This is a genomic window from Vibrio sp. 14N.309.X.WAT.E.F5, assembly GCF_030397615.1.
Taxonomy (GTDB): domain Bacteria; phylum Pseudomonadota; class Gammaproteobacteria; order Enterobacterales; family Vibrionaceae; genus Vibrio; species Vibrio lentus.
Genome location: NZ_JAPNXR010000008.1, coordinates 71,898 through 85,867, shown reverse-complemented (window position 1 = coordinate 85,867; position 13,970 = coordinate 71,898). Strand labels below are relative to the sequence as shown.

The 13,970-nt window shown below is 43.6% G+C and carries 17 protein-coding genes; 7 read left to right on the top strand and 10 right to left on the bottom strand.

What is annotated here, in order from left to right; genetic code table 11:
* Positions 1-388 precede the first annotated feature (388 nt).
* Positions 389-1,639, bottom strand: coding sequence for an outer membrane protein transport protein (locus OW495_RS11115; RefSeq protein WP_102514323.1), 1,251 nt, complete (start codon positions 1,637-1,639; stop codon positions 389-391).
* 141 nt (positions 1,640-1,780) lie between these two features.
* On the opposite strand from OW495_RS11115, the gene OW495_RS11110 reads away from it, so the two are divergent.
* The 4 genes from OW495_RS11110 to OW495_RS11095 all read left to right on the top strand — a co-directional run bounded on the left by OW495_RS11110 (position 1,781) and on the right by OW495_RS11095 (position 5,400).
* Positions 1,781-2,716: a LysR family transcriptional regulator gene (locus OW495_RS11110; protein ID WP_017107612.1), complete on the top strand. Its 936-nt coding sequence runs from the start codon at positions 1,781-1,783 to the stop codon at positions 2,714-2,716.
* Between the two features lie 217 nt (positions 2,717-2,933).
* Entirely contained in the window at positions 2,934-3,311 is a 378-nt protein-coding gene (gene gloA / locus OW495_RS11105) for a lactoylglutathione lyase (RefSeq protein ID WP_017084654.1), read from the top strand.
* A gap of 14 nt (positions 3,312-3,325) precedes the next feature.
* Entirely contained in the window at positions 3,326-4,423 is a 1,098-nt protein-coding gene (locus OW495_RS11100) for an alkene reductase (RefSeq protein WP_017084655.1), read from the top strand.
* A gap of 110 nt (positions 4,424-4,533) precedes the next feature.
* The gene (locus tag OW495_RS11095) at positions 4,534-5,400 is read left to right on the top strand and encodes a DMT family transporter (protein WP_102514322.1); all 867 of its coding nucleotides are present in this window, start codon (positions 4,534-4,536) and stop codon (positions 5,398-5,400) included.
* Positions 5,401-5,490: 90 nt separating this feature from the next.
* Here OW495_RS11095 and OW495_RS11090 read toward each other — a convergent pair whose 3' ends face one another.
* Positions 5,491-5,919 (bottom strand): MarR family transcriptional regulator, encoded by a 429-nt coding sequence (locus tag OW495_RS11090; protein ID WP_017109971.1) that lies wholly within the window; start codon positions 5,917-5,919, stop codon positions 5,491-5,493.
* Between the two features lie 17 nt (positions 5,920-5,936).
* Entirely contained in the window at positions 5,937-6,581 is a 645-nt protein-coding gene (locus tag OW495_RS11085) for a cytochrome b/b6 domain-containing protein (RefSeq protein WP_102514321.1), read from the bottom strand.
* 151 nt (positions 6,582-6,732) lie between these two features.
* Between OW495_RS11085 and OW495_RS11080 the strand changes: the two genes are divergently transcribed.
* The gene (locus tag OW495_RS11080; protein WP_102512775.1) at positions 6,733-7,155 is read left to right on the top strand and encodes a cytochrome c; all 423 of its coding nucleotides are present in this window, start codon (positions 6,733-6,735) and stop codon (positions 7,153-7,155) included.
* 108 nt (positions 7,156-7,263) lie between these two features.
* Here OW495_RS11080 and OW495_RS11075 read toward each other — a convergent pair whose 3' ends face one another.
* From OW495_RS11075 to OW495_RS11055, 5 genes are all read right to left on the bottom strand, one after another.
* The gene (locus OW495_RS11075) at positions 7,264-8,406 is read right to left on the bottom strand and encodes a BamA/TamA family outer membrane protein (protein ID WP_102512774.1); all 1,143 of its coding nucleotides are present in this window, start codon (positions 8,404-8,406) and stop codon (positions 7,264-7,266) included.
* A 215-nt stretch (positions 8,407-8,621) separates the two neighbouring features.
* On the bottom strand, positions 8,622-9,116 hold the full coding sequence (locus OW495_RS11070; protein ID WP_102512773.1) for a peptidylprolyl isomerase: 495 nt from the start codon (positions 9,114-9,116) through the stop codon (positions 8,622-8,624).
* Between the two features lie 238 nt (positions 9,117-9,354).
* On the bottom strand, positions 9,355-9,954 hold the full coding sequence (locus OW495_RS11065; RefSeq protein ID WP_076671333.1) for a thiol:disulfide interchange protein DsbA/DsbL: 600 nt from the start codon (positions 9,952-9,954) through the stop codon (positions 9,355-9,357).
* A gap of 92 nt (positions 9,955-10,046) precedes the next feature.
* Entirely contained in the window at positions 10,047-10,406 is a 360-nt protein-coding gene (locus OW495_RS11060; RefSeq protein WP_102512772.1) for a hypothetical protein, read from the bottom strand.
* Between the two features lie 149 nt (positions 10,407-10,555).
* Complete coding sequence (locus tag OW495_RS11055) at positions 10,556-11,164, bottom strand: TetR/AcrR family transcriptional regulator (RefSeq protein ID WP_102315232.1); 609 nt, start codon at positions 11,162-11,164, stop codon at positions 10,556-10,558.
* Between the two features lie 238 nt (positions 11,165-11,402).
* On the opposite strand from OW495_RS11055, the gene OW495_RS11050 reads away from it, so the two are divergent.
* Entirely contained in the window at positions 11,403-12,359 is a 957-nt protein-coding gene (locus OW495_RS11050) for a glycosyl transferase family protein (protein WP_102278339.1), read from the top strand.
* A 97-nt stretch (positions 12,360-12,456) separates the two neighbouring features.
* Here the strand turns inward: OW495_RS11050 and OW495_RS11045 are convergent, their stop codons facing one another.
* Both OW495_RS11045 and OW495_RS11040 read right to left on the bottom strand, forming a co-directional pair.
* The gene (locus OW495_RS11045) at positions 12,457-12,753 is read right to left on the bottom strand and encodes a hypothetical protein (RefSeq protein WP_076671338.1); all 297 of its coding nucleotides are present in this window, start codon (positions 12,751-12,753) and stop codon (positions 12,457-12,459) included.
* A gap of 164 nt (positions 12,754-12,917) precedes the next feature.
* Positions 12,918-13,151, bottom strand: a complete 234-nt coding sequence (locus OW495_RS11040) for a hypothetical protein (RefSeq protein WP_017109962.1) — start codon at positions 13,149-13,151, stop codon at positions 12,918-12,920.
* Between the two features lie 280 nt (positions 13,152-13,431).
* Between OW495_RS11040 and OW495_RS11035 the strand changes: the two genes are divergently transcribed.
* Positions 13,432-13,848: a CBS domain-containing protein gene (locus tag OW495_RS11035; protein ID WP_017109961.1), complete on the top strand. Its 417-nt coding sequence runs from the start codon at positions 13,432-13,434 to the stop codon at positions 13,846-13,848.
* The last annotated feature ends 122 nt before the right edge of the window (positions 13,849-13,970 follow it).

Below are 13,970 nucleotides of genomic sequence, written 5' to 3'. Positions count from 1 at the left end.
AGCTTATAATGCTCGATAATTAAGAGGTTTAGTTGAAAGAACCGTGTTTTGTGAAATGCACAATTTTCAGCCTGCGTTGTGAAAAAGACAAAGAGCTTTGCTGAGTAGCTGAAATCGACTGTGAAACAGTGTCATGAAAAATGAGACAATAAGCCCTTGTTTGTGCGTTGTATTAGGTTGATAATCAATACAAATCAAAACGGTGACAAATGACTTATCGATGGAGAGCAAAAAGAGAATTAAATGAAATGCTTAGTCCAAATAAAAAAGCTTAGCGAGCAGGGCACTAAGCTTTATATTTAGATAAAAGTTTCAGGTATTTAGTATAGAGTTAACCAAATGACTAAGTTTAATTCTTATCTGAGTGAGTGTTGATCAGGACTGAACGTTACTTGAAGCGATAGTTCGCTTGTAGGCCAAAGTAGTGTGCATAACTCTTGTATTGACCGTTAAGGTTACCTAGCGAAGGTGCAAGGCCGAGAGTGTAATCAATGTTTGGCGTACCTAGGTCGATGTAGTCGTAGTAACCACGTACTTGCCAGTTATCATTTACTCTATAAGTCGCACCGACTCCATAGCGCCATATGTCGCTTATCGGGAGATCCATGTATACCTTTGTCGGATCATCTTGCGGTGAGGTTTCGTAACTCACTCCGGTTTCTAATCGCCATTGTTCATTAATTTGGTAGTGTGTACCGATCGCGAAATTCCATACATCATCAAAATCGCGTTGAACGATTTCAATTGGTGCATTGTTCAGGTCGAGCGTTAGGTCTGTCCAAGTTGATAAGTCATACCAAGTCACACTCCAAAGCATGTCCCATTGCGGATTAACGGCATGAACACCACTTGCTTGAACGTGTTGTGGCATGATGAAATCTAGTCCAACATCCATGTTGACGATATTGCCTTTGAATCCTGGCTGCGTTGTTTTGACATCACCTTCACCGTAGTGAGCGATCTCAGAGCGATAAATCAAACCGATACGATGTGCTTCGTTGAATTTGTAAAAGGCACTGAGTGTATAACCTACGTTAAAATCGTCGGCATTGGCCTCAAGCTTTCCCTCTCCAATCGTTGGAAGAACTCCAGGAAAGACATCGAGTTCACCATTTGCTGAGAAGTATTCCAGATTGATTGCAGCACCAACAGCAAACTTGTCAGTTACTTTGTACGATATGGCTGGTGCAATTTGTACGGTAATAAACTCCACGTTTTCTAATAGATTACCACCGTGGAAATTGTCACCATAATCAACGCCGGAACCACCCTGTGATGCAACTGAAAGGCCTGCGTGGAATTGATCGTTGATTGGTGTGACAAAGTAGAAACTGCCTGCTGGGGTTGTTGTCCCGCCATCTGCGTTCTCCCCATTTGAAAATGCGGGGCCTGTTGATCCTTGATCAGCGTAATCAAATGTCGTGTCTAAAATGGAAGCATTTACAGTAACGTTGGTTTCTTTGAGTTGAGACATGCCGGCCGGGTTAGTCCAAGCTGTTAAAGCACTCTCTGCTAGAGCTGCGGTACCAGCTCCTGCAGTACTTGCGTTCAATGAACCTAATTCAGGAAGCAATGGGCCAGCCGCCATTGCATGAGTTGAAAGCGTTGACACTACAATGGCAAGTGCGTGTTTTTTCATGGAATAGAACCTATTTTGGGAGCTGTTTTTAAGGCGCTGATAGTAGTCTCACAAATTGGGTCGAAAAATAGCGAATTAACATTTCATTCTATCGTTTTTACGATAGCATGGTGCTCATGGTCGCCTAACGAGTAATGATATATGAGCAACGACATCCCCAACTTCAATCTACTTGCCGTGTTTTCTGCGGTGATGGAGCAGGGCAGTTTAAGTAAAGCTGCGGATCAACTCAGTACCAACCAATCGACCATCAGTACCGCATTAGCCCGCCTAAAAAAAGAGATTGGCCAAGAGCTTTTTGTTCGCAAAGGAAGAGGGGTTGCGCCTACGTCTTATGCGCAAAGCTTGTATGAACAAATTAAAGCGCCGATCAATGAACTCAATGGCGTGTTTCAGTCGATGACCAGTTTTGATGAGCAATCCTCTGAACGTAAGTTTGTGATTTCTGCGCCTGAGCACTTACAGTGGGTGCTGCTCAATAGTTTTGCGGCGCTTCCTAATCAAAACTTGTCATTAGAAGTCTTTGATCAACCAGACAATGATGAGCGCATTTACGAAGATCTTTTGACTCAAGAATTCGATGCGATGATCGATATTGTGGTGCCTGAACACCCAAGTATTGTCAGTGAAACACTTTATGAGGGCGAGTTTGTGATCGTGTGTCGAGCTGATCACCCGCGAATCCAAGGTGAAATCAGCGAAGCTCAGTTCCTGAGTGAAAAGCATGCCGTATTAGACAGAACACGACGCAAAGTTCGCAGTTTGAATCACTACACTTCTTTGGATCTGTCCCAACGTAAAATCGTGTTTCATGGACGTTCACTGTTCAGTAATATCTTGCTGTGTAGCCAATCTGATTACATTACAGTGGTGCCTTTATCAATGGCCGTGCAGTTCCAAGAAAAGTTAAGTTTACAGCTGTTCAAGCCACCCTTTGAGTATCAGCCGATGTCTCATTACCTGATTTGGTTGAAGAAGCAGAACAGCGACCCCGCTCATAAATGGTTCAGAGAACAAGTCATCAGTACGTCAGATGCAATGTCGAAGGCGCTTAAAGATAGGCGTTTGCGGTTTTAATTGAGGGTCTAACTCGAAGGGAAGCATTGGCTTCCCTTTTTTGTGTCATTGAGTTCGTGCTAGTCATAACGTTCATAACGAAAAATTATCACATTGAGAATTTTTGATAATTTCCTTAATTCTTCGCTGAATCGTATTATTTCACCCAGAGATTAGTGGATAACCTCCACTCAAAATAATAACGGCGCCATGCTTGTGGTGCTAATAAGGGTGAAATATGAAATTCCTACACACAATGATCCGAGTTACTGATTTAGACAAGTCTATCGAGTTCTACACCAAGGTATTGGGAATGAAGGAACTTGAACGCCATGAAAACAAAGACTACCGCTACACATTGGTTTTTGTTGGTTACGAACAAGGCGGCACGACTATCGAGCTAACGTACAACTGGGATACTAATGAGTATGAGATGGGCAGCGCGTTTGGTCATCTGGCATTGGGTGTAGAAGATATTTACGCAGCATGCGACAAGATCAAATCGCTAGGTGGCAATGTGACTCGTGAAGCGGGGCCAGTAAAAGGTGGCTCAACGCACATCGCATTTATCACTGACCCAGACGGCTACCAAATCGAACTGATTCAACTAGGTTAATCGAGGAAATCATTATGACAAACGCACTATTTCAACCAATTCAACTTGGTAACATTGAGCTTAAAAACCGTATTGTTATGCCTCCGATGACGCGCTCACGTGCGACGCAACCTGGTAATTCAGCAAACGACATGATGGCGGCTTACTACGCTCAGCGCGCTTCGGCAGGTTTGATCATTGCTGAAGGCACACAAATTTCACCTATGGGTCAAGGTTATGCTTGGACTCCGGGTATCTATTCTGATGAGCAGATCGCGGGTTGGAAAAAAGTAACGGATGCAGTGCATGAGAAAGAGGGCGTTATCTTCGCTCAACTTTGGCATGTAGGCCGTGTAACACACCCAGACAACATTGGTGGTGAACAACCAATTTCGTCTTCTGCACTTAAAGCAGAGAATGTAAAAGTATTCATTGATAACGGCACTGATGAGCCGGGCTTTGTTGATGTGGTTGAACCTCGTGAGATGACCAAAGAAGACATCAAAGAAGTAGTTGAACAGTATCGCCAAGCGGCTTTAAACGCGATTGAAGCAGGCTTTGATGGCATCGAACTTCACGCCGCGAATGGTTACTTAATCAACCAATTCATCGATTCTGAAGCAAACAACCGTACCGATGAATACGGTGGTTCAACTGAAAACCGCCTGCGTTTCTTGGGTGAAGTAGTTGAAGCTATGGTTGAAGCGATTGGTGCTGACCGTGTTGGTGTTCGTCTTGCTCCGTTTACTTCGTTAAATGGCACGGTTGACGCAACGCCTGTTGAAACTTACACAGCTGCGGCAGCACTACTTAACCTATATAAAATTGTTTACCTGCACATTGCAGAAGTCGATTGGGACGATGCACCTGAAACGCCAAAAGCATTTAAAGCGGCAGTTCGTGAAGCTTACGATGGTGTCCTTATTTATGCGGGTAAATACGATAGCGAGCGTGGCGAAAAAGCCGTTGCTGAAGGCGTAACTGACATGGTTGGCTTTGGTCGCCCATTCGTTGCTAACCCAGATTTACCTGCTCGTATTCAAAATGGTTACCCACTTGCAGCCCACGATCCAAACACATTGTTCGGTGGTGCTGAAAAAGGTTTAACGGATTACCCAGAATACGCAGGCTAAAAACAGCTGCCTGAAGCAGAGTATTGAGATAGTATCTTGATCCTGTTGAATGTTTATAAAAAGCAACCTTGCAGAGTCGGGTTGCTTTTTTTGTTATTGGACCAAGTTAAATGATGAACGTGAAAGCGATGCGCGGAGAGCTTTACCTTCTATTTGCCACCCTGCTAGCTGGGGTTGGATGGATTGCATCTAAGCTGGTGGTATTGGAAATGCCGGGACCAGTGTTCATTGGTGTGCGTTTTTTAGTGGCGAGTCTTATTCTTCTGCCGTTTTGTATTCATCATATTCGTAAGCTTTCGTTTAAGCAGATCTTGTCTCTTTGCGGCGTGGGTTTGCTACTGTCTGCCTCACTGCAAATCTGGGTGTATGCAGTGTCGGTTACCGAGACCTTGTCTGAAGGGGCATTCATCATGAGCCTCGCCATGATCATTGCGCCGTTTGTTTCTTGGATTATCTTCCGAGTGAAACCGAATCGTGCATTTTGGATGTCTTTTCCTATCGCGATTATCGGTATGTTACTGCTTACTCTGACTAATGGTTGGCATGTAGAACCGAGTCAGATTTATTTCTTATTGGCATCAATGATGCTTTCTGTTCACTTTGTTATGAACAAGCGTGTGATGAGTAATATCAAGCCTATTGCTTCGATTTGTGTACAGCTTTTTGTTGTAGGAATCAGTGGACTGGCATTTGCGTCGATGACAACTCAACCCGATTTTGAAATAACCAAGACCTTAGTCTTCTGGTTTATTGTGTCAGCGGTTATCGCGACGTCGATACGTTACTTGCTACAAACTGTGGGCCAGCATTCTGTGAACATGGAAGTGGCGGCATTGATCATGATTCTTGAGCCAGTATGGACGTTGTTATTGAGTGTCAGCGTGTTGGGTGAAACGGTTGAGATGCAAAAGCTGCTAGGCGGAGCGGTGATTATTGGTTCGCTATTTTGTTATATCAAATGGTCGAGACGAAAATAAAACACTCGGCGCAAGGACGAGTATTGGTTGTTAGTGCATGTTTAGAACTCATTAAGCATGCACTAACAATAAGATCCGGTCACAGTAAGATCAGATCGCTGCGACCATCTTTTGAAGTAGCTTGATCATCTGCTGCTGTTCTTCAGCGTCCAACTCATTCATCAATTCTTTGTTTAAACGAATAGGGATTGGAACGAGTTGTTCTTCGAGTGCTTTCCCTTTTTCCGTTAAGTAGATTCTGAAAGAGCGACGACTGTTTGGATCGGCTCTGCGTTCAACCAGTTCAAGCTTTTCTAACTTGTCTAATGTTCGTGTCGTTGTCGAATTCTCGACTTTGGACTTCGCTGCGATATCGCGCTGCGTAATGCCTTCTTCTTCCCATAAGCACATCAAGGTTGGCCAAAGGGCAAGGCTCAAACCGTGTTGTTTGAGTTCTACATCAAAATCTTTGCTCGCTTTGTTGGCGACCACATTGATCATCCACCCAAAGCTATTTTGTCTATCAAATTCTTGAGACATCCGTTAGTACCTAATTCTTACGATGACATTACAACTATTGTCATCGTAACTAATACCGATGCAATTAGCACCAACAACGCTTTTCTATTTGATGAAAAAGCTAATTGACTGCCATTTTCGAAATGATCTGTTAGCGATGGTTGATTTTGTTTGCCTGTGAACATAGCTAAAACCAAGGGCTTTGAGCGTAGTTTGTACACAAGGATCGCCAGCAAATGCAAAACGACAAATGCGACCAACATACGTGCCGCGATAGCATGAGCCGTACCCAAGATATCAAATACAGTGTCGGTGATGATCACATCAGAGTAGGGCAAGTTGTCAAAGAAACCAGCAATCACAAGCCCTGTTATACATTGGACAAACAGAGTCGTGATCATTCCTATCACCATCCACGCACCTAACGGATTGTGTCCCGGCTTGGGTTGAGTTTTGCCGCGCAAGTAATGCCAAGCTGACTTCGGGGAGCTAATGAATTGAGAAAAACGACTGGTATCACTACCAATCATTCCCCAGACCAAGCGCCACAGAATCAAACTAAACAGCGCGAGCCCTAAATAAATGTGTGGGCCATTGCCACTAAAACCAGATACAGCAAGGCCAATAAACAGAGCTGCTTGCAGCCAGTGATAGAGTCGAGTCGGTAGATCCCAGATTTTCATCGTTCAATTTCCTGCGTGTCGTTTTACAAAGTAATATTAATTTACACAACAATAGTTGCGTGCGCAACTATTGTTGTGTAAATTAAATGCATCTCATCGATTACGATTGAACACTCAACAAATCAACCAACCAATAAACAGGAATGACACTATGAAAAAACTGACTATCGCTTTACTTATCACTGTGCCGGTAATGGCTATTGCCGCAACGGAAGCTGTGAACAATCGCCAGCAGGCCTTTAGCTCAATTGAAAAGCTCAATAAACAAGTGTTTTCAGAATTAGGGAACCGAAATACAGATTGGAAGAAGGTTGAGGAGTTAAGTGGGAATTTGGTTGAGCACGGAATTGTACTGAATAATAGTTTTGCTGAGAGTGACACGGGCGGTAAAGCAAAAGAAACGGTGTGGAGTAAGCCGGAGAAATTCAATCAGCTGATGCTACAGATGAACCAAGGTTTTACGGAGTTACAACAAGCGAGTATTAAGCAGGACCTTAGCAAAGCTGAGCGTGGTTTAGATGCGGCCAATAACACATGCCGAGCGTGTCATCGTACTTATCGTTCGCGTTGGTAAGTCATTTTGAGAGGCTTAAAAACAACAAAGCCTGTGCGAATCGAATCGCGACAGGCTTGAGGCTGTAAATACGTAAATAAACAAGAGCTAGGCTTAAGTCCGGTTAAACTATATGTTCTCACCCAAACTAAAATACGCCAGCACTTCATCTTCGTTGTTGTAGGTGAAGTCCATACGCACATTGATACGTTCTTGGCGCATTAATCGATAGCGCAATCCGATGCCAACCATGGTCAGAAGGTCGCCATCATCAAAGCTATGATAAGGGTCTTTCGGGTTGAGCCTTTCGCCAAACACTTTACCGACACCCGTTAAACCGACCACGGCGACGTTGTTTAAAAAATTAATTGATGAGTCAGAAATCGAGTAGCGGTATTCCATCTCAAGGTTGGTCATGTGTGAAGCGATGTGATCACCCGCTACGAAACCACGTTGAACGTTTCGTCCTTGTCGACCATAGGTACTGTAGGCACTGCTAGGGGCATTCTCGGCATCAAGTAGGTAACGCGTGACCCATCGGCTTGCGATGATGTGATTGTCGTTGTGCGTCAAGCTGTAGAAAAAACGGTAGTCAGAAAACAGCGAAGAGTAAGTCGCATCTTCATCATTACCTAACCAAGCGCCATGATCTTCATAAGTCAGCTCAAACAAGAAGCCGTGGTACGGATAGTAGTAATGCTCCCTTTCATCCCATAAGAATGAAAGTTTTGCTCCCATGTCCGCTTCATATTCTTCATTAAACCCTGTGAGCTTAAGTAAAAGATCATCGCGAGGCGTATCCCCTAGATAACGAGCGGTAGAGTAATTTAACCCTGTGCCCAGATAGATGTTGTCGTAGATCTTAAAATAAAAATCACCATCGAAAGCGTATTCTTGATGGTTGGTATCGACAAGATCAACCAGTGTGATGTAGGTGCTAGAGAAGCCCATTTCACCAGTGAACCGTAAGGAATCACCGTTTAATAAAAGGTCTGCATTACCTTTTATGTAGTAGCTGTCGTTTTGGGTATAAGTCAGGGTTGCCGATAAGGTTGATGCGTTCTTGGTTTCACCATCTGCGTAAAAGTTGTAGATAGGAACAACCGAAATCCCAGTATCGACACTTGGATCGTAGAAGGGGATAGCAATGACACGAAATTGGTCATCCAGTTCAGGTTCTTGTGACTCTCGCGTATCAACTTCAAAAGCTGAACTGGAGAAACTGGCAACAGTCGAAAGAAAGGCTGTTGTCAAAAAAGAGTGTCGAGTCATGTAGGGTGTTACGTCCAATGTAGAGAGAATCGCGTTCAACTTTCATAGTCGGCGAGCGGCGATAATAACACGTCACGAATACTGATTAATAGCAGAGGAACGGTAGGTATTGGAAATATACCGTACAAAAATAAGTGCAATTGATAACATGGATATTAAAAATGGTGAGAAGGGTTCTCACCATTTGAGGTTGGTTTTTGGTGCCCGATTGTGGCTTAGTCGTTAATAGTGACTTTCGAGATCACGATATCTTCGCAAGGCACATCTTCATGTCCCCAGCGAGTAGTGGTTGGTGCAAGCGCAATCTTGTTGACCACGTCCATGCCTGCCGATACTTTGCCAAACACTGCGTAACCCCAACCTGCGTTGTTCGTTGCTGTATGGTCAAGGAAGTCATTGTCGTCAAGGTTGATAAAGAATTGAGCTGTTGCTGAGTGTGGTGCGTCTGTACGAGCCATTGCCACTGAGCCAATCACGTTCTTTAGTCCACGATTTGCTTCATTGACGATAGGTGCGTGTGTTGGCTTCTCTGTCATGTCGATAGTGTGTCCACCACCTTGAATCATAAAGCCTTCAATCACACGGTGAAACGTGGTGCCTTCATAGAAGCCTTCTTGGCAGTATTTAAGGAAGTTTTTTGAACTTACTGGCGCTTTCTCAAGGTTAAGTTCAATTTCGATGTCGCCAAAGTTAGTGGTCAGAATAATCATAAAGGTGCCCAATGTTCGAGTACTAATATTTTGAGTACTACAGAGTAGTGGATGACGTAATAGGGTGCAGTATATGAGAAATAACGGCGGATGCCAGTGAACAGTGATTTTGACGTGTATTCAAGGGCGATCTGAATGATCTTCGAGCGTGCCATCGCGCGTTCACTTCTCTCGTATAGACAAGAAAGCCAGCGAACAGGTCGCTGGCTTTTGAGGTTTTAAAGATTATTGCTTTTGATTAAAGCGTTAGAAGGTAATTGACCAGCTGGTTGTACTCTTCGTAGCTCTTGATTTGATCCGGTTTTACGATGTATTTGTTGTTAACTAATACGCCCGGAACGCCAGTTAATGTGCTCGCATCAAACTGCTTATCAAAACGCTTCTGCATTGAGTTAACTGCGAAACCGTTGTAGGCCGCATCAAATTTCTTCGCATCGACACCGTTATCAATGAAGATCTGGCGCAGTTCCGCTTCGTTTCTTGGGGTCTGTTGCTTCTCGTGAATTTTGGCGAACATTGCTGGAACCATATTGTCTTCAGCGTCGAGTGCAATCATGGTCGCGTAAGCTTTTGCCATAGGCACAGCCATGTCGTTGCCCATAAACGCTACGTGCACTTTTTGAAAGCTTGCTGATTTCGGTAGGTCTTTCTTTAGATACTCGATGACGCCTTCAAACTTGTAGCAATGAGGGCAGTAAAACGAGAAGAATTCGGTAACGACTGGTTTATCTGCTTTCGCTACGTCGAGGATCTTGTAGTGAGTACCTTCTTCAAACTGAGCGGCATTAATTGAAGCGCTCATGATCAGAGCTGCGAATAGGCTAAATAGCTTTTTCATGTGTTTATTTCCTAAATTTGGATGTCATCGTTTACAGCGATAGAGCTGTATTAGTAATACGTTGGCAAGCGGTGCCAAACAGGGACAAACAATTATGAAATAGGAGGGCGGTAAGGGGCTTGTGGCGACACGATCGCCTTGTGTGAAGGCTCTTTCTCGATTAAAGCCAATGAACCAATTTGGGTATCAAAAGACTCTGACACAATCAACGGTGGCATTTTAAGCAAGCATACAGAGCCACAGCAGTGATGTTCTACATTGGGTTGCGCGCTGGAATATGGGAATGAGTCACTGGTGTCGAATGAGGAATCGGTGTTCTGCGATAAGGTTGATAGATTTTGAGTCACCTGCATAGCATTGGCGTTCGCGATACTGTCCACACTGATGGTGGCCACTAACATAGCGAATAGCATAAAAGCATGTACCCAAATTTTGCTTATCAACTTTGGCATGAATTATTGGTCTTTGTGTCGGAACTAAGGTTGGTATGAATCACATTCTGCAACCGCTAAACAGGAAAGCGTAGAACGAGCGCATGATACATCACTCGTTTACGCATCTCTAATTAAACCCAACAAAACTTAGCAGAGCTCAACTTTTATTACGCTTGGTACTGTTTAAGGAACATCTCGACGCTGGAATTAATGATTATTTGTTTGTGCTGCTTATCCGGAGAGGGCGCGTGACCAATGATCTGTGGCCAAAATGCAAAAGATTTCAGCAGGGCGATAAACTGAGTGGATGCAAACAATGGGTCGAGTTCAACCAAACGACCATCAGCCAATGCCGCTTTGATCCATGTTGTCAGGCCGCTTTCTGCTTGAGAATATTTTTCCATCGCTTGATGCGCGAGTTCTGCGTTATGAAAATATTCAGAGAATAGTACGCGAGATAAGTCGATGAAACCTTCAGACTCGAGAAGCTCGAGTTCTTGGTTGGCTATAGAGACAAGTTGTTCATCTAGCGGTTGTTCGGCTTGATAGGGGAACTGAGTCGCTGCGAGTGTTTTGCTCCAAATGCTGTCTAAAATCTCATCCAGTAGCAGTTCTTTACTCGCAAAGTGATTGTAAACCGTGCGCTTTGATACTTCCGCTCGGCTAGAGATTTTATCCATGCTGGTGGCTTTATAGCCATGCTCGGTAAACTCTGCGATAGCAGCAGTCACGATAGATTCGCGTTTTCTTTGGCTCAGTGTTTTTTTTACAGTCATTTGGGTGCTACTCAACATTTTAGTTCGCATTGCATACGTCAATTTTACACCACTAGGTTTACTTTTAGAACCGCAATTCATTCGCTTGCAAGGCACCGATTTGTTTACTTGAAGTTTGGTTGCTTGTCATTGGGGAATGGTTGATAGTGACTGAATCACTTTGCAATGCGCTATGGGTGTCATAGAATCGAAGACGTATTAAATTTTATTGATATCTACGGAAGAGAATTAATAGTCAATGAGTAGTATTTTAGAGTGTATTCGTACTGTTGGACGAGGGGAAAGAGGGCGTAAGCCTTTATCGTTCGAACAAGCCTATCGCATCATGGATGAGTATTTAAGCGGTGAGGTCGGAGACGACCAAATGGCTATGCTACTGATGTTAATTCGTGTGCAGAATGAAACCAATGAAGAGATTGCAGGTTTTGTAAAAGCATTCCAATCTCGCGTTCCTGACCTAGGTGCAGATATTGATTGGCCGTGTTACGCAGGTAAGCGTAACGATACCGCGAGTGGTAAGCCTTGGAACTTGCTAGCGGCAAAAATACTGGCAGACGATGGCTACAAGGTTCTGATGCACGGTTATATGGATAAGCCAAGTGGTCGTACTCACGTAGAGACTCACTTGCATCTTGTTGGTGTTCGCAGTGCTGTCGACCCACAGGACGCAAAGCAGATCTTAGAAGCGGATGGCATTGCTTACTTACCTTTAGCGAACTTCGCTCCTGAAGCTCAAACCATGATTGGTTGGAAACATCGCTATGGTCTGCGTACTCCAATCAACACAGTGGTTCGCGCATTAAACCCTGGCGGTGGTCGCTTAGGTTTACGTGGCAGTTTCCACCCTGGATTCCCACAACTTCATGCAGAAGTAGAGCATGTGATTGGCAATAAATCGCACTCGGTGATTTCATTTAAAGGCATGAATGGCGAGTCGGAATATAATCCAAAGGTAAGCCAAACGGTCTGGATGAGTTCTCCTGAGAAGGTGGAGTCTTTCTATTGGGAAGGCACCATGAACACAGAACTGTCGATTCCTCGAGAGTGTGTATTGGGGACACCGGAAGATGAGATGGAACTGATGGCAAACAGTGTCGTGGATAGCATGACTGCTATTTTATTTGCAGAAACGCATGATAAAGCCGAAGCCTATGCAAAAGCATTGCGCCTTTGGGAAGCGTATTGTGCTCGCTAATCGATAGTCTTGCTATTGAGAGAAGGTCAGCGAGCGCTGGCCTTTTTTATGCTTGATTTCTAGCTAAGGGCTTTTCGTGAATGTCCAAAAATAAGAGCTACTTCACTCGCATCAAGCGATGCATTTTGTCTTCGAACTGAATCTCAATCACTTGTGAGATTTTCATCTTCTCAACGCGTTCAAGCATCGCGGTTTGATACGCTCGTTTCTTCATCCACTCTAATGGTTCTTTGAAGCCGTCTTCGTTAATCACAAACGATTGATCGGTGATTGAGTCTTCGAAAATATGCACGACCCATATACGAGACTGAAAATCTAACAGCTCGCTAAAGGAGGCTTTTATCTTACATAAGCAGTGAGATAGATAGGTTTGAGATGAACGAAGCGAAGTCATAGTGGACCGTTTGGATAAGAGTAAAGTGGGTAACCCAAGTCGGTAACCTTAGCTACTCGACGTTACTTGAGTTACCACTCAATAACAGCTCTTAAAATACGGTATTCATGTGTCGTTGACAATACTCCACAACCTTGTCGAAGGTGGCATGAGTGATGAGTCTGCTATTTAACGAATAATCCGAAGTCGATCTCTTGTTTTCTTTGGTATTTTACCAGCTTCACTTTCAAATTGTATTTTGACGCCAGATCAATGGCTAAGCTAGACATTCGCTTTATTTCGTCAGCGCAACAAGAGATCAGTGGTTTTTCTTCGTTATCGATTGTTGCAACCAAAGTGTTTTCGGTTCCGTCTGTTCCTGAATAGATGTACGCGTACATGCTCTCGTTGTGTTGCATAAAAGGCCTAATTGTAACTTTTGAATTATTTATTCGGTGAAGGTTACAGGATTGGTTCATTCAAGCTAGTACCCTTAAGTAAGGCTTTGTAAGGGCTCTTTTTTTCTTTTTTTTGACTCATGAAAACACGCTCGAGCCTTTCCCTGTCTCGTTTTTGGGCTATGTAAGGTTTTACCTATCAATAAAATTGTTGAAATCCATTTAGTAAAATCAAGATTTTAGACAACAATTAAGTTAACGAGATAGAAAAGAACTATCGAAAGTATTTAGGGAGAACGCAATGCATTCAATAAAAGTGAAAGATTACATGACGCAGCAGGTTGTGACATTCACTCCTGATATGCCGTTAAGCCTAGCGTTAGATCGAGTGATGAAGAGTCATCATATGGGTGGCCCAGTTATCGATGAAACAGAACAAGTGATTGGATTTCTATCTGAGCAGGATCTTTTAGAGAAACTGGTTAAGGTGAGCTATTTCTGTCAGGACACACACATTGTAGGTGACTGTATGTACCAAGAGGTACTGTCCGTGTCCCCTGAGCTATCCATTATTGAGTTGGCTGACATGATGCAAGTAGGAAAACCAAAAGCTTACCCGGTTATCGATAATAGAAAGCTGGTTGGGATCATTACTCGAACCGATGTTTTAAGAGCAATCGGCAAGAACCTGGATGAATGTTTCAAACATCCTGTATAGTAGTGATAAGAACGATTATTTTTCTCAACACCAACAATTGACAAAAGGCGCACTAGCGCCTTTTTTCTGTATAAAGCTTTTCTGTATAGAGCTTTCTGGGTAGGTTCGCTTTTGTAGACTCG

What these genes read in the sequence shown, in the direction of transcription:
- OW495_RS11060 (WP_102512772.1), bottom strand. Translation starts at nt 10,406, where the DNA reads ATGCCAAAGTTGATAAGCAAAATTTGGGTACATGCTTTTATGCTATTC.
- OW495_RS11100 (WP_017084655.1), top strand. Translation starts at nt 3,326, where the DNA reads ATGACAAACGCACTATTTCAACCAATTCAACTTGGTAACATTGAGCTT.
- OW495_RS11045 (WP_076671338.1), bottom strand. Translation starts at nt 12,753, where the DNA reads ATGACTTCGCTTCGTTCATCTCAAACCTATCTATCTCACTGCTTATGT.
- OW495_RS11070 (WP_102512773.1), bottom strand. Translation starts at nt 9,116, where the DNA reads ATGATTATTCTGACCACTAACTTTGGCGACATCGAAATTGAACTTAAC.
- OW495_RS11110 (WP_017107612.1), top strand. Translation starts at nt 1,781, where the DNA reads ATGAGCAACGACATCCCCAACTTCAATCTACTTGCCGTGTTTTCTGCG.
- OW495_RS11115 (WP_102514323.1), bottom strand. Translation starts at nt 1,639, where the DNA reads ATGAAAAAACACGCACTTGCCATTGTAGTGTCAACGCTTTCAACTCAT.
- gloA (WP_017084654.1), top strand. Translation starts at nt 2,934, where the DNA reads ATGAAATTCCTACACACAATGATCCGAGTTACTGATTTAGACAAGTCT.
- OW495_RS11050 (WP_102278339.1), top strand. Translation starts at nt 11,403, where the DNA reads ATGAGTAGTATTTTAGAGTGTATTCGTACTGTTGGACGAGGGGAAAGA.
- OW495_RS11075 (WP_102512774.1), bottom strand. Translation starts at nt 8,406, where the DNA reads ATGACTCGACACTCTTTTTTGACAACAGCCTTTCTTTCGACTGTTGCC.
- OW495_RS11090 (WP_017109971.1), bottom strand. Translation starts at nt 5,919, where the DNA reads ATGTCTCAAGAATTTGATAGACAAAATAGCTTTGGGTGGATGATCAAT.
- OW495_RS11080 (WP_102512775.1), top strand. Translation starts at nt 6,733, where the DNA reads ATGAAAAAACTGACTATCGCTTTACTTATCACTGTGCCGGTAATGGCT.
- OW495_RS11040 (WP_017109962.1), bottom strand. Translation starts at nt 13,151, where the DNA reads ATGCAACACAACGAGAGCATGTACGCGTACATCTATTCAGGAACAGAC.
- OW495_RS11035 (WP_017109961.1), top strand. Translation starts at nt 13,432, where the DNA reads ATGCATTCAATAAAAGTGAAAGATTACATGACGCAGCAGGTTGTGACA.
- OW495_RS11095 (WP_102514322.1), top strand. Translation starts at nt 4,534, where the DNA reads ATGATGAACGTGAAAGCGATGCGCGGAGAGCTTTACCTTCTATTTGCC.
- OW495_RS11065 (WP_076671333.1), bottom strand. Translation starts at nt 9,954, where the DNA reads ATGAAAAAGCTATTTAGCCTATTCGCAGCTCTGATCATGAGCGCTTCA.
- OW495_RS11085 (WP_102514321.1), bottom strand. Translation starts at nt 6,581, where the DNA reads ATGAAAATCTGGGATCTACCGACTCGACTCTATCACTGGCTGCAAGCA.
- OW495_RS11055 (WP_102315232.1), bottom strand. Translation starts at nt 11,164, where the DNA reads ATGACTGTAAAAAAAACACTGAGCCAAAGAAAACGCGAATCTATCGTG.